The sequence below is a fragment of the Streptomyces sp. NPDC021562 genome, from assembly GCF_040640875.1.
GTDB lineage: Bacteria > Actinomycetota > Actinomycetes > Streptomycetales > Streptomycetaceae > Streptomyces.
The window spans coordinates 40,651-54,719 of the sequence record NZ_JBFACN010000033.1 but is presented as its reverse complement, the minus strand read 5'-3'; the positions used below and the strand labels follow the sequence as shown (position 1 = coordinate 54,719).

Genomic DNA, 14,069 nt, shown 5'->3' with positions numbered 1-14,069 from the left:
ATGACGACGATTACGACGCGTACGGTGCAGTACCGGGCCGACGGTTTGACCATGGTCGGGCACATCGCGCTCCCGGCCGGTGCCGACCGCCGGCCCGCAGTGCTGCTCGGACCAGAGGGCATGGGGCTCAGCGACGTCGAGCGCCGCCGGGCCGATGCTCTCGCCGAGCTGGGATATGTGGCGCTGGCCTTCGACCTTCACGGCGGGCGCTATGTGGGTGACCCCGAGGAGATGCTGGCCCGTTGCATGCCACTGCTCGCCGATCCCGACCGGATGCGGCGCCTCGGCCACGCGGCACTCGACGAGTTGCGCACCGAGCCCCGAACGGACCCCGACCGGATCGCCGCCATCGGCTACGGCACCGGGGGAGCCATCGCGCTGGAGCTCGGGCGAGCCGGCGCCGACCTGCGCGCGATCGGGACAGTCAACGCGACTACCACGGGCCGACCGGGCGAGGCAGCGCGCATCCGCTGCCCGGTGTGGGCCGGAGTCGGCTCGGAAGACCCGATCATGCCGCCTGCGCAACGGAACGCGTTCACCGCCGAGATGCAGGCCGCGGGCGTCGACTGGCGCCTTACGGTCTACGGCGGCGCCTTGCACGCCTTCCACCACCCCCCGGTCGACCACCCCGTGGTCCCCGGCGTCGGCTACCACCCACAGCACGCGCAGCGAGCCTGGCGCGACGTCGTCGACCTGCTCGCCGAGTGCCTGCCGGTGACGGAGAACCGGGAGGCATGACCCAGACAAACACGCTGGCGCCGGGCCAGGCCGGCGTCGCGCGCCTACAGTCTCTCCCCCCCCGCGGCCCTATGGCACAGGCACAGGTCGGCTGTGACTCGACCGTGCGGGCCGCCCTACTGCTCGGGGCGTGGTTTGGCCTGGGTGGCGTGGCGGGCGGCCTTGTAGGTCTCGGGCAGGAAGCGGTGTTCGATGGCGGTGCGCTTGGTGGCGGCGTTGCCGCCGACGACTTCGGCGCGGCCGTTCATCAGGGCGAGGAAGCCCTGGCGGGCGACTTCCTTGCGGCTGTTCTTCTTCATGCCCGGGCCGAAGGCGGTGTTGTTCATGCCGGCGCGGGCGTGGAAGTCGCTGTCGGTGGCGCCGGGCATGAGGCAGGTGACGGAGACGCCGTGTTCCTTGAGTTCCTCGCGCAGCCCGAGGGCGAACATGCGGGTGAAGGCACGGGAGGGTCCGTAGACGGTTTCGTAGGGGGTGGGCAGGGTCGCCGACAGCGACGAGGTGATCAGGATGCGGCCGCGTCCGTTGGCGGACATGTGCCGGGCGACGTGCTTGGCCAGGTGGACGACGGAGGCCACGTTCAGCTGGATGAGGGAGAGTTCGTCGTCGAGGTCCGTGTCGAGGAAGGCACCGCCGATGCTGCGGCCGGCGTTGAGGACCGCTGCCTCCAGCGGCCGTCCGGCCTGCTCCACCGCCCGCCACACCGTCTCGACGCCCTCGCTGTGGGAGAGGTCGACGCGTACGGGGGTGACGTGGACGCCGTGCCGTGCGAGATCGGCAGCCGCCTGGTCGGTGTGCTCGCTGCGGCCGGTGGCGATCAGATCGAAGCCGTTGATGGCGAACAACTCCGCGAGTTCGTAGCCGATGCCCGCGGAGGCCCCGGTTACCAGGGCGAGGGGGCGGGGGGAGGCGGTGCTGCTCATGCGCGGTGCTCCGTTTCGTACGCGGCTGGAGGTGGGTTCACCAGTCCTGACGGGTGGGGTGGATGACGATGTCGTTGACGGTGACGTCGGCGGGCTGGTCGAGGGCGTAGACGACGGCGTCGGCCACGCGGTCGGGGTGGATGGCGTCCTCGTTGAGGTCCTGAGCGATCGTCCTGCCGTCGGTGTCGGTGACCTTGTCCGCCCAGCCGGTGTCGATGACGCCGGGGCTGATCATGGAGATCTGGATGCCGTGCGGGACGCCGACCTCCTGGCGGAGGCTGTCGGTGATGCCGCGGATGAAGAACTTGGTGGCGCTGTAGACACCGCTGGCGCCGCCTACGCGGATACCCGCCACCGAGCTGAGGTTGAGGATGTGGCCGGACTGGCGGGCGATCATGCCGGGCAGGACCGCGCTGATGGCGTGCAGGTAGCCGCGGAGGTTGGTGTCGATCATCTTGTCCCAGTCGTCGACGGCGCGGTCGGACCACTTGGAGAAGAGCATGAGGCCGGCGTTGTCGACCATGTGGTCGACGGGGCCGTACTCGGCGGCGGCGAATTCCATCAGGCCCTCGACGTCGTCCAGGCGGGTGACGTCGGTCCTGCGGGCGGTCGCGGTGCCGCCCGTGTCGCGGATCTCGGTGACCAGGGTGTTGAGCCCGTCCGTGTTCTTCCGGGCGGCGAGGACGACGTGAGCACCGCGCGCGGCCAGGGCCCGGGCGGTGGCCGCGCCGATGCCGGAGGAGGCGCCGGTGATGACGCTGACGCGGCCCTGGAGGTGGTTGCCGTGGCTGTCTGACATGGTGGCAGTCTCCTTACGTGGAGCGGTGTTCAGGCGCTGCGCGCGCGGGGGGCGAAGTCGAGGAACATGCGCACGAACTCCTCGGGCACCCAGTGGCCGGCGTCCTTACGCACCCGGGCTGAAGTCAGGCGGGGGCGTCGAAGTCGGCCGACTTCGTCAGCGCCTCGTTCGCGCGGATCTCGGCGAGCATCGACTCCAGCTGCTCGATCGCCATGCCGTACGCCGGAGCGCCCAGCAGCAGGCGCTGGGGGTGGGTGTCGGCGGCGAGGGCGGTGATGATCGCCCGGGCGGCGGCGTGCGGGTCGCCGGGCTCCTTGCCGGTGTCCGCGCGGAACGCGGCGCGCTGGGCGCCGACCGTGTCCGTGTAGTCGGCGATCTCCCGCTCGGGCAGGGTCTCGTTGGCGGACCGGCCGGCCCAGTCGGTACGGAAGGGGCCGGGTTCGACGAGCAGCGTGGTGATGCCCAGTGGGGCGACCTCCTGGCGCAGGGCGTCGGTCAGGCCCTCGACGGCGAACTTGGTGGTGGCGTAGTAGCCGACGGCCGGGAAGGCGCGCAGTCCTCCGATGGAGGAGAAGTTCACGATCGTTCCAGAGCGGCGCGCGCGCATGCCCGGCAGGACGGCCCGGGTGACGTCGGACAGGCCGAAGACGTTGATGTCGAAGATCCGGCGGATCTCCTCGTCAGTGCTCTCCTCCACGGCGGCGAAGTAGCCGATGCCGGCGTTGTTGACCAGCACGTCGATGCCGCCGAAGTGCTTCTCCGCGGCCGCGACGGCCTCCCTGACCTGCGCGCCGTCGGTGACGTCGAGGGGCAGGCCGAGCGCCTGGTCGTTGCCCTCGACGAGATCCTTGACCTGCGCGATATTGCGGGCGGTGACGACCGCCCGGTGGCCGGCAGCGAGGACCTCCTGGGCCAGGGCACGGCCGAAGCCGGTCGAGCAGCCGGTGATGAACCAGACCTTCTGCGAAGCAGTCACGATGCGGATCTTCCCCAAGAAACGGGCGCACCCTCCCACGGCGACCGACGACGGGTGACGCCGGCACGGGGTGCTGCGTACAGGGAAAGCGGCGCCCGCCCCCGCCGGTGCCACGCACACGGCAGGCGGGCCGCGGACCCTTTGAAGGTCACTGCGATGGCCGCCCCACCATTCATGCACGCCGCGAAGCAGCACGCCAAGCCATGAACGGGGGCCACTGCTACCGGGGAAAAACCTTCCCCCTCACGCCGGTGGAACCCCGCCGCATGCCGGGGAACACTGGACGCCATGGCGAACAATGCCGAGGAGATCAAGAAGTTCCTGCGCACCCGGCGTGACGCGGTCCGCCCCTTCCAGGTCGGCCTGGCGAACTACCCGGGCCGGCGGGTACCCGGCCTGCGCCGCGAAGAGGTCGCACAGCTCGCCGGCGTCAGCGTGGACTACTACACCCGCCTCGAACAGGGACGCCTCACCAGCGCCTCCGAAGGCGTCATCCTCTCCATCGCCGAGGCCCTGCACCTCACCCAGGCCGAGACCCAGTACCTGCGCGACCTGCTGCGCCCCCAGCCCCGCCGGTCCGCGGAAGCGGCGCCGCCCCAGAAGGTGCGGCCGGAGCTGCTGCGCATGCTGAACGGACTGCACGATCAGCCCGCCTTCGTCCTCGGCCGCCGCAACGAGGTCCTGGCCTCCAACGACCTCCTCGACGCCCTGCTCACCCCGTTCAACCACCGCCCACCCGGCGAGCGCAACCTGCTGCGCTGGATGCTCCTCGACCCCGCCGCCCGCTCCCTCTACCTCGACTGGGCGCAGGTCACCTCCGAGGTCGTCGGCGTGCTGCGCGCCGAGGCCGGCCGCAACCCTCACGACCCGCAGATCGCCGCATTCGTCGCCGAACTGAGCACGGAATCCCCCGAGTTCCGCACCTGGTGGGCTGAGCGGACCGTCGTCGAACGCACCTGGGGCACCAAACGGTTCAACCACCCCGTCGTCGGCCGCCTCGACATCACCTACGAGGCCCTCTCTCTGCCCGGCGACCCCGATCAGATCCTCTTCGTCTACGCCGGCAGGACCGACGACGATCTCGAAAAACTGCGCATCCTCGCCAGCTGGTACGCCCGGTCCACCCGCCCTTCCGACACCGCCGGCAAGGACACCACCCAGCCGCAGCCCGACAAGGCGGCCGGTCAGGACTCCCGCCACGCGTAGTCCCGCCACGGCGCCGTGCGTCGCGTACGCCTGCCGCACCCGCAGAGCGGATCGTCGGGCGCCGTTTCCCCGCCCGGGAAGCCCGTGATCACTGCCGCGGTAGTGCAGCCGTAGGATCCCGGCGGTGGGGGTCGAGGAGCAGCAGCCCGGCTGCGGGCAGGGCGAGGACGCGGCCGGCCGACGACCGACGCGGACTCTTCGGCGTCGGTCCACAGCGAACGGTCAGGAGGCCCTGCGCTCAGCGGGGGTACAGCCCGCCGTCGAGGGTGATCACCTTGTTGGTCAGATAGCCGTTGGTGACCATCGAGAGGGCCATGGCGGCGACCTCGTCGGGTGTGCCGAGGCGTCCGACCGGGATGGGCGCGGGCAGTTTCCCGCCCGCACCGGCGTCGGCGGGCAGGATTCGGGTGCCTCCGACGAGGGCGGGAGCGAGGGCGTTGACCGTGACGCCGGCGGCGGCGACACCGGCCGCCAGGGAATGGGTCAGCCCGTGCAGGGCCGCCTTGCTGGCGGCGTAGTGCGGCCCGATGATGCCGCCGTTGAAGGCCGCGATCGACGAGACGAACAGGACCCGGCCCCAGCCGCGCTCGACCATGCCGGGAAGGGCGGCCTGAGCCATGAGGAAGGGCGCGCGCACGTTGACGGCCATGGTGGAGTCCCAGGTGTCGACGTCGATGTCGGCCCAGGACAGCTGCTTTCCGGCGCCCGCTCCCGCGATGAGGAGGTCGACCGGCCCCAGTGCGCGGGAGGTCCGCTCGACCAGCTCGGTGGCGGCTGCCGCCTCGGACAGGTCCGCCTGGAGGGTGAGCGCCCGGCCGGAGCCGTGGAGCGAGTTGATCTGCATGGCGGTGTTCTCGGCGTCCTCGCCGTGGCTGCCGTAGACGAGGGCGACACGGGCTCCGGCGTCCGCGAGGCGCAGGGCGACGGCCGTTCCGATGCCGCCGGAGCCTCCGGTGACCAGTGCGGTGCGGTCGGCGAGCGGGATGGGGGAGATGTCGTTCATCGGGATTCCTCGGATGGTGGGGGAGTGGGGTTTCCCGTGCGGATGAAGGTCAGCCGCCGTTGAACTGCGCCTGGACGGCGGCACGGCCGAAGTGGGTCCTGGTCTCGCGGATGGGGCCGGCGGGTGATCGCGGCCACGTGCCGGGCGTGGGCCGGCCACCGCGCTCACCGGGACGGGGCCGGCTGTGCCGACTCGTCGGCGTTCTCCTCGGCGTTCCCCTCACCGGTTCCCGCGGTACGGCGCCCGCCCTCGCCGACCCCGTACGTCATCACGGCCGATGCCACGGCGAGGGCGATGAGCGCGGGGACCGCCCACCACCCGAAGTGCGTGTAGGCGCGGATGCCGAGCCAGGACCCGGCGCTTGCGCCGAGGAACGAGCAGGTCATGTAGCCCGTGTTGAGCCGGCTGTGAATCTCCGGACGCAGGGCGAAGATCCGGGCCTGGTTGGCGACCTGCCCGCATTGCACCGCCACGTCGATCAGGAGCAGCCCCGCGGCCAGAGCCACGATCCCGGCGACACCGCCGAGCGAGCCGGCCATCAGCGCGCCCGCCGCGGCGAGCCCGGCCCCGGCACACCACAGGTTGACACGGTCGGCGCCGTAGCGGTCCACCCACTTCCCGGCGGAGGGGGCCAGGAACATGCTGCCCGCGCCGACCAGGGCGAGCACGCCCACGGCCTGCGTGTCCATGCCGTAGCGCGGTCCGGTGACGAACAGCGCGACCGCGGTCCAGGCGGCGCTGAACCCTCCGAAGACGGCGACCTGGAAGAGCACGGACCGGCGCAGTGCCTTCTCCGTACGCAGCAAGCGCAGGGTGTCCGCCAGGAGCGCCGGATAGCCGGTGCCGACGTCGGGGACGGTGGTGGGTAGGGCGGCGCCGAGCACCACGGCGAGCAGTGCGGTGAGCACGGCGGCGACCAGATACGGAGCCCGCCAGCCCAGGTGCGCACCGAGAACACCGCCGAAGGCGCGGGCCAGCAGGATGCCGCCGACCAGCCCGGCCTGCAGAGTGCCGATCACACTGCCGCGCCGCTCGGGGGTGACGAGCCCGGCCGCCATGGGGAGGAGGATCTGCGGCACCACGGTGGCCAGGCCGACCAGCGTCCCGGCGGCGAGCAGGGGACCGGCCCCGGGAGCGAGCCCCGCGGCCAGCAGCGCCACGCTGGTCACTGCGAGCAGCGTGGTGACCAGTGGCCGACGGGGGAGGCGGTCCCCGAGCGGGACGAGCAGGAAGATCCCGGCGGCGTAGCCGAGCTGGGTCAGGGTCGCGAGAGTGGTGGCCGTGCTGTCGGAGACGTCCAGACCCCGTGCGACGAGCGGCGTGATGGCCTGCGGGAAGTACGCGTTGGCCACGGTGACACCGCAGGCCAGCGCCATGACGAGGGGAAGCCGGCGGCCGAGGGCCGTCGGCGTGGGCGCCGCGGGGGGTGTGGTGCGGGACATGTGGCCGAACACTCCTTTCGACGATGTTCCGTACGCGTCACGCTCGAACGAACTGGTTGGTTCGATTGCCGGAAGTCAAGCGTGGCACGACACCTCACGAGGGTCAAACGAACCGGTTCGTTATCATGGGCACATGGCCTACGACTCCGCAGCGACGAAAGAGCGCATCATCACGGCGGCGACCGCCGAGTTCGCGGCGCACGGAGTCGCGGGCGCCCGCGTCGACCGCATCGCCACTGCGGCCAAGGCCAACAAGCGCGCGATCTACGACTACTTCGGCGACAAGAACAAGCTCTTCGCCGTCGTCCTGGAGCGTCGTCTCGCCGAACTGGCCCAGGCCGTCCCCCCGGCGCAGGACCTGCCCGGCTATGCCGAGCGGCTCTTCGAGTACCACCGAGCGCACCCCGAGGCCCTTCGGCTGGTGATGTGGGAAGCCCTGGAGATCGGCGACGGACCGGTCCCCGCGGAGGAGGAGCGCACCCGTCACTACGGCGACAAGGTGACCGCCGCCCAGGCCGGTGATCCGGACGCCGACGCCCGTACGCGTGTGTTCTTCACTCTCGCGCTGGCGAGCTGGAGCGTCGCCATGCCGCAGCTGCGGCGCATGGTGCTCGGCGGCGACTTCGGTATGGACCGGCTCCGGCAGGAGGTCGCTCGTGCTGTGGCGTCGCTTCCTCCGGACGGTTCACCGGGGCAGTCCGACCGCCGGCCTTGACCGGTCGTCCCGCCCCGGACAGGTCCGGAGCCACGAAAGTCGGTCAGGGACGCCCCCGCCGCGCCACCTCGCCCAGCCAGGCCAGGCTCGGCCGCGGTCGGCGCTCGAAGGTCTCGCGGTCGAAGGCGATCAGCCCCTGCTGCGGCTTCCACGACCCCCAGCGGAAGTTGTCCAGGGCGCTCCAGTGCAGGTAGCCCCGGACATCGATGCCGTCGTCCACCGCCGCGAACAGATGACGCAACGCCTCGTCGGTGTAGCCGATGCGGCGGGTGTCGTCGGCGGTGGCGATGCCGTTCTCGGTGACGAGGATCGGCACACCTCCGGTGGCCCGCCACGCGTGGCGTACCGCGAGGCCGAGGGCGTCGGGCCGGTAGGCCGTGCCGACCTGGGTGTTGTCGGGATGCGGCGGGTGCGGTTCGATGCCGTCGGGACCGACCCATTCACTGGAGTACGACTGCACACCGACGAAGTCGTCCTCGCGCGCCGCCTCCAGGTACAAGTCCTCCCATACGTACCGGACTTCGCGGAGTCGATCCTCGGCTCCGGGCCGGCCCACGAACGCCCGGTTGGCGAGGGTCCAGCCGACGGCGGCGTCCGTGCGTGCACGCAGAACCGCGCGGGCCGCGTGATGGGCGTCGATGAGGACCGCGCCGATCTCCGGGTCCGGGGCGGGCAGTTCGGGCCGCACGGTGTCGGAGAGCATGTTCTCCGCTGTCGTGTCGGCTCGACGAGTGAGCAGGTGACGCTCGACGGTGATCATCATCGCCAGCATGTTGGGTTCGTTGAGGGTCGCCACGTACGGCACGCCTTCGAGGATGGCGCTCACCTGCTCCACGTAGGCGACGAACCGCTCCACCGCCCGCTCGCCGAGCCAGCCGCCCGACTCACCGAACCAGCGGGGGTTGGAGAAATGGTGCAGCGTGACGACAGGGGTGAGGCCGAGGCCGAGCGCGGTGTCGACCATGCGGCGGTAGTGGGCGAGTTGGGCGCGTGAGAAGTGACCCGGTACGGGTTCGATCCGTGCCCACTCGACGCCGAACCGGTAGGCGGTGAGCCCGGCTTCTGCCAGCAGACGCATGTCCTCGCCGTAGCGGTGGTAGCTGTCGCACGCGTCGCCGCTGCGCTCCAGTCCCGGGATCAGGCCCTCGCGGGCCCACCAGTCGCTGTTGACATTGTTCCCCTCGACTTGGTGCGGGGAGGTGGAAGCGCCCCAGAGGAAGGCCGAGTTGTCCATGAGCTGCCCTTCGTACGGTGGTCGGGGACGCGATGTCAGACGGTGCTGCCGCCGTCCGCGAGCAGGGTGCTGCCCGTCATGAACATCGAGAGGTCGCTGACGCAGAAGAACGCCACGCGGGCGATGTCGTCGGGTGTGCCGACGCGGCCGACCGGGCTGGTCGCCATCAGCGGCATAGCGTCCGGCTCCACGTGGGCGGCGGCCGCCATCATCTGCTGGTTGCCCTCGGTCGGCACGTAGCTCGGCGCGACACCCAGCACGCGGATGCCCTGGGGCGCGAGCTCCAGTGCGCTCTGCCGGGTCAGTCCCCGTACGGCGTGCTTGGAGGACACGTACGCGGCGAGGGCCGGTGCGCCGGCCCGGAAACCCGCGGTGGAGCAGATGTTGACGATGACGCCGCCCGAGGTCATCAGGCGGGCGGCCTCACGGGTGCCGGCGAGCGTGCCGCGGGCGTTGACGGCGAAGACGCGGTCCCACGTCTCGTCGTCCGTCATCGGGATCGGGACGGCGGGAAAGACGCCGGCGTTGTTGACCCAGGCGTCGAGACGCCCCCAGCGCTCGACCGCGAGATCCGCGGCGGCGCGTACGGAGGCGGAGTCCGTGACGTCCATCGCGGCGCCGGCCGCCTCGACGCCGTAGCGGTCGGCGAGGTCGGTGGCGGCGGTCTCGGCGAGGGTGTCGTCGACATCACCGACGAGCACCCGGGCGCCGGCCTCCGCGAGGCGGGCGGCAATCGCCTTGCCGAGGCCGCGTCCGCCGCCGGTCACCACGGCGACGCGGTCGGTGAGGGAGACGAGTCGGGAGAGGGGGGATGCGGAGACATCGGGCATGGGCATGGAAAGGAATCCCTTCGAGGTCGGATGAGTGCGGGGTCAGGCGACCGGCACCGGTGTGGGCGCGGGGCACGTGGCGCGCACACGGCCGGGGCCGACGTCCCGTGAGGAGCCGTCGGGGAGGACCACGGTGGCCGCCGACCCGGACGGCACCTCGACGTCGAGCCGGAAGGTGCCGTCCTCGACGGACCAGTCGACGGCGATGGTGCCCTGCGGCCCCTCGAACGTCCCCGAGGCCCAGGTGACGTCGGCGCCGAGGACGGGAGCGACGAGGAAGGACTGCCAGGCGGTCGACCCGGGCGCCTGGCGAAGTCCGAGCAGGTGGCTGTGCAGGAAGCGGACGACGGCGCCCTTGCTGTAGTGGTTCAGCGAGGCGGTGGCCTGACCGTTCTCGTCCACGCCGTCCCAGTCCTCCCAGACGGTGGTCGCGCCCCGGTCGAGCATGCCGAGCCAGGACGGCTGGGTGCGCCGGGTCAGGACGGCGTAGGCGATGTCCGCGTGGCCGGTGTCGGCGAGCACGGGGAGCAGGTCGGCGGTCGACAGGAAGCCGGTGTCGAGGTGGTGGTCGGCCTCGCGGACGAGGGTGACGAGATGGTGCGCGGCGGCTGCCCGCAGCCGCGCCGGGACCAGGTCGAAGGCGAGGGCGCGGACGTAACTCGCCTGGGTGCCCACGGCCGTACGGCCCTCGGCGTCCAGGAATTCGGTCCGCCACGCGGTGCGGATGTGCTCGCTCAGCTCGCCGTAGCGCAGTGCGTCCTCGCCCTTGCCGAGTACGGCGGCGATCGACGACAGCGTACGGACGGAGCGGTAGAGGTACGCGGTGCCGATCTCGCCCTTGTCGGCCATGAACCAGCCCATGGGGTCGCGGGCCACCGGGTCGATGAGCGAACCGTCCGCCGCGCGTTTCTTCGGCTCGCACCACTCACCCCAGTGGAACGTGCCGTCCCACACATACCGCTCGTGCGGCAGCGGCTCGGCGGAGCGCTCGACGCGCGAGGCGTGACGGGCCGAACCGGCCGCGCCCAGCGCGAAGTTCACCCAGGCGACCATGGCGTCCCAGTTCTCCGCGAGGGCGACGTGGTCGCCGTACGTCTCGTACAGCACCCACGGCACGTGCACGATCGCGTCACCCCAGCCGGCCGAGCCGGTGATGTGCTCGACCGTCGGATCCGGGTGGTTCTTCAAGTGGTTGGCGTCGGGGGAGGAGTTGACGATCCTGCCGTCGGGCAGCTGGTCGTCGCGCACCGAGCGCAGCCACTTGCGGGAGAACCCGTCGACGTCGAACATCCGCACCGCCGTCGACACGAACACCTGGTAGTCGCCGGTCCAGCCGAGGCGCTCGCGGGTCGGGCAGTCGGTCGGGACGTCCACGGCGTTCCCGCGGAAGCTCCAGCGGGCGACGTCGTACAGGCGGGTGAGGCCGGGATCACTGCACGTGAAGGTGGCGGTCGGACGGAGGTCGGAGTGGACGACCTCGAGGGACAGCGCCGAGGCGTCCAGCTCCGTGCCGTCGTCGCGGTGCACCTTGGCGTAGCGGAAGCCGTGGATCGTGTGCCGGGGGGTGAAGGAACCGGTCGTGCCGTCGGAGACGACCTCGTCCCGCTGCACGAAAGCCCTGGGCTCTTCCCCAGGGCGGGCGCTGTCGAGATGACCGGTCGTCAGATCACCGTCGCCGTCGACGTGTTCCCCGTGGTCGAGTGTCGTGCGCGTGCCGGCGGGTCCCAGGTGTGTGAGGCGTACGCGGCCCGAGGCGTTCTGGCCGAAGTCCACCACGCAGCTGCCCGGCGCGATACGCGTCACGCCCACCGGCTCCAGGAGCCCGATGCGGCGTACGGGCGGCGCGGGGGAGTAGTCGACGGGCGGCGCGTCGACGGCGTCGACCTCGACGGGCACCGGCTCCGGGCGGGGTGCGGTGAGGTCGGTCGTCTGGCCGTCCATGAGGTCGGCGCGTACGACGGCGCCGGGCCGGGAGGTCCAGCCACGGTCGGTGCCGCACACCATGGTCCAGGTGCCGTCGGCGTCCTGAAGGTGCAGTTCGAGCCGGGCCGCGGTGCGCGTGCCCCACCGGGCCGGCCTGCGCCAGGCGCCCGCCTTGCCGCGGTACCAGCCGTCCGAGAGCACGATCTCGATCTCGTTGCGGCCTTCGCGCAGCGCCTCGGTGACGTCCTCGGCCTGCGCGTACAGCGTGTCGGAGTACGAGGTCGAACCCGGTGCGAGCTCGGTGTCGCCGACCCGGTGACCGTTGAGGATCACTTCGTAGACGCCGAGCGCGGTCGCGTACAGCCGTGCCTTCGTCCAGGGCCGGTCGAGGAAGACGGCGCCCTGAAGGCTGTACGCGGGGTGGTTCGCCTGCTCGCGGTCGACGTCCGTCTCCGGTGGGGATATCCACGCGGCCGTCCAGTCCGGTGCGAGCAGCCCGACCTCGAACCGGGCCGGCCGCGACCATGCCGACAGCTCGGCGCCCCGGCGTACCCGCACCCGCCAGCTCACGGTGGCGCGGCTGGGCGGTGGCGGCCACGGCCAGGGAACGAAAAGGTGGTCCGGCGAGGTGACGTCGACCTGGAGATCGGTGTCGTCGACACGCGCCTGAAGCACATGGCCGTCCTGTTCCGTCCAGCGGTCGGGCAGCCGCCACGACAGATGAGGGCGGTCGCCGCAGACGACCAAGGAGCCCTCGGCGCTGTGGGTCCGCAGGTACGTGGGTGCGGGCTCGGACATGGTTCTCCGTAGGGTGCGGGTGTCGAGCGGGGAGGATGGAGCGCAGCGAGGAATCTCAGCGCACGGAACGTACGCGCGTGAAGACGATCAAGCCGCCCACCAGCGCGAACACCGCGCCCGTCAGATAGAGCGCGGTGTAGTTCCTGGTGTCGCCGGAGGCGCCGACGGTGATGATCAGTGGGGCGACGATCGGGGCGAGCGCACTCGGGATCTTCTGTGAGAAGGCGACCACGGCCATGTACCGGCCGGCCTCCGCGCGGCTGGGCAGCACGGCCATCACGATCGCCTGGTCGACGGCGCTGAACAACGCGATGGACAGCTGCATGAGCACCGAGCCGACCATGAGCAGGGGCAGCGAGTGGGCGGAGGCCTCCACGAGGGCCCCGGCCACGAACACGCAGGAGCCGATCAGGGTGAACAGTCTGCGGCGGCCGAGCTTGTCCGACAGGAACCCGCCGCCGACCGCGCCGGTCGTCGCCGCGACCAGGCCGAGCAGACCGACCACGGCCACGGTGCCCGCGACCTCCTTCACCGGGAGGTCCAGCCGCTGGGCGTAGAAGAAGGTGGCGAAGGTGGTGTTGAAGTAGAGCCCCATGAAGAAGATGAAGCGGCCGAGCCAGTTCCAGCCGAAGTCGGGATGGCGACGCGGGTCGAAGACGTAGCTCGAGAGGATCTCCTTGCCGGAGACGCGTGTGGCCGCGACCAGCGGTCGGGAGTCGGGCTCGGAGCCGCGCAGGGCGAAGGCGGCCGCCAGGGCGAGGCCGAGCACACCGGGCAGGACGAAGACGAGGAACGTGCTGGGCAGGATCGAGGCGACCGCGATGCCGACGACGGGACCGATCTGTCCGGTGAGCCCGGTCAGTCCCGAGACCTTGCCGCGCTGTTCCTCGGGGATGCGTTCGGCCTGCAAGGTGAGGATGGCCTGGGACGCGGTCGCCCAGCCGAGCATCGCGGCCACCCAGCCGGCGCCGATGAGCAGGGGATTCGGTGCCGCGGCGATACCGACGAGGGCGAGCAGTCCGAGGACGCTGCCGCCGACCAGGAACGGGCGGCGACGGCCGACCCTCCTGCGTAGCCGGTCGCTCCACATCCCGAGCAGCGGACTGGCGACGAGGAAGACCGCCTGGGCGGTGCCGGTGACGTAGCCGAGAATCTCTTCGCGTCCCGGGGCGAGTTCATCGAGGCGGAGGGCCAAGGTGTACGACAGGGGCAGGATGTACGCCATGCCGACGCCGAAGTTGGCGGCCAGGATCCAGAAGAGGTACGTCCGGCCGACCGGCCTCAGCGGCGGCCCGGGTTCCGCGGTGGCCTGCGCGGGCGCGGCGGCGGGCGGCTGCGCTCCCAAGGCTGCGTCCGCCTGCGCGGCGGGCGGGGATTCGTCGTGCACGGTGGCTCCGTCATGAGATTTCTGGTGTGACGATGCGTCAAAGGGGTGGGAGGGGCAGAAGACGGTACGGCGTGGGCGGAAAGGGAGCGGGGCGAGGT

Annotated in this window: 12 protein-coding genes; 3 read left to right on the top strand and 9 right to left on the bottom strand. The window is 71.4% G+C overall.

Annotated elements, in window-relative coordinates; all coding sequences use genetic code 11:
* Positions 1–738 (top strand): dienelactone hydrolase family protein, encoded by a 738-nt coding sequence (locus AB0G52_RS35515; protein ID WP_132891736.1) that lies wholly within the window; start codon positions 1–3, stop codon positions 736–738.
* Between the two features lie 116 nt (positions 739–854).
* On the opposite strand, the gene AB0G52_RS35510 is transcribed toward AB0G52_RS35515, so the two are convergent.
* The 3 genes from AB0G52_RS35510 to AB0G52_RS35500 all read right to left on the bottom strand — a co-directional run bounded on the left by AB0G52_RS35510 (position 855) and on the right by AB0G52_RS35500 (position 3,433).
* Complete coding sequence (locus AB0G52_RS35510; RefSeq protein WP_361342454.1) at positions 855–1,658, bottom strand: SDR family NAD(P)-dependent oxidoreductase; 804 nt, start codon at positions 1,656–1,658, stop codon at positions 855–857.
* Between the two features lie 37 nt (positions 1,659–1,695).
* The gene (locus AB0G52_RS35505) at positions 1,696–2,457 is read right to left on the bottom strand and encodes an SDR family oxidoreductase (protein ID WP_361342451.1); all 762 of its coding nucleotides are present in this window, start codon (positions 2,455–2,457) and stop codon (positions 1,696–1,698) included.
* Positions 2,458–2,581: 124 nt separating this feature from the next.
* Positions 2,582–3,433 carry an oxidoreductase gene (locus tag AB0G52_RS35500; RefSeq protein WP_361342448.1) on the bottom strand — a complete coding sequence of 284 codons (852 nt, stop codon included), beginning with the start codon at positions 3,431–3,433 and terminating at the stop codon, positions 2,582–2,584.
* A gap of 288 nt (positions 3,434–3,721) precedes the next feature.
* On the opposite strand from AB0G52_RS35500, the gene AB0G52_RS35495 reads away from it, so the two are divergent.
* On the top strand, positions 3,722–4,639 hold the full coding sequence (locus AB0G52_RS35495) for a helix-turn-helix transcriptional regulator (RefSeq protein ID WP_361342445.1): 918 nt from the start codon (positions 3,722–3,724) through the stop codon (positions 4,637–4,639).
* A gap of 238 nt (positions 4,640–4,877) precedes the next feature.
* Here AB0G52_RS35495 and AB0G52_RS35490 read toward each other — a convergent pair whose 3' ends face one another.
* Together AB0G52_RS35490 and AB0G52_RS35485 are read right to left on the bottom strand one after the other, a co-directional pair.
* Positions 4,878–5,642, bottom strand: a complete 765-nt coding sequence (locus AB0G52_RS35490; RefSeq protein WP_361342442.1) for an SDR family NAD(P)-dependent oxidoreductase — start codon at positions 5,640–5,642, stop codon at positions 4,878–4,880.
* A gap of 164 nt (positions 5,643–5,806) precedes the next feature.
* Positions 5,807–7,084, bottom strand: coding sequence for an MFS transporter (locus tag AB0G52_RS35485; RefSeq protein WP_361342439.1), 1,278 nt, complete (start codon positions 7,082–7,084; stop codon positions 5,807–5,809).
* 133 nt (positions 7,085–7,217) lie between these two features.
* Between AB0G52_RS35485 and AB0G52_RS35480 the strand changes: the two genes are divergently transcribed.
* Positions 7,218–7,799, top strand: coding sequence for a TetR family transcriptional regulator (locus AB0G52_RS35480; protein WP_132891729.1), 582 nt, complete (start codon positions 7,218–7,220; stop codon positions 7,797–7,799).
* Between the two features lie 43 nt (positions 7,800–7,842).
* Here the strand turns inward: AB0G52_RS35480 and AB0G52_RS35475 are convergent, their stop codons facing one another.
* The 4 genes from AB0G52_RS35475 to AB0G52_RS35460 are packed head-to-tail and all read right to left on the bottom strand — an operon-like array spanning position 7,843 to position 13,971.
* On the bottom strand, positions 7,843–9,033 hold the full coding sequence (locus AB0G52_RS35475; RefSeq protein WP_361342436.1) for a family 1 glycosylhydrolase: 1,191 nt from the start codon (positions 9,031–9,033) through the stop codon (positions 7,843–7,845).
* Between the two features lie 35 nt (positions 9,034–9,068).
* Positions 9,069–9,869, bottom strand: a complete 801-nt coding sequence (locus AB0G52_RS35470; protein ID WP_361342433.1) for a glucose 1-dehydrogenase — start codon at positions 9,867–9,869, stop codon at positions 9,069–9,071.
* 36 nt (positions 9,870–9,905) lie between these two features.
* Positions 9,906–12,584, bottom strand: a complete 2,679-nt coding sequence (locus AB0G52_RS35465; RefSeq protein WP_361342430.1) for a family 78 glycoside hydrolase catalytic domain — start codon at positions 12,582–12,584, stop codon at positions 9,906–9,908.
* 55 nt (positions 12,585–12,639) lie between these two features.
* Positions 12,640–13,971 carry an MFS transporter gene (locus AB0G52_RS35460; RefSeq protein ID WP_361342427.1) on the bottom strand — a complete coding sequence of 444 codons (1,332 nt, stop codon included), beginning with the start codon at positions 13,969–13,971 and terminating at the stop codon, positions 12,640–12,642.
* Positions 13,972–14,069 lie beyond the last annotated feature (98 nt).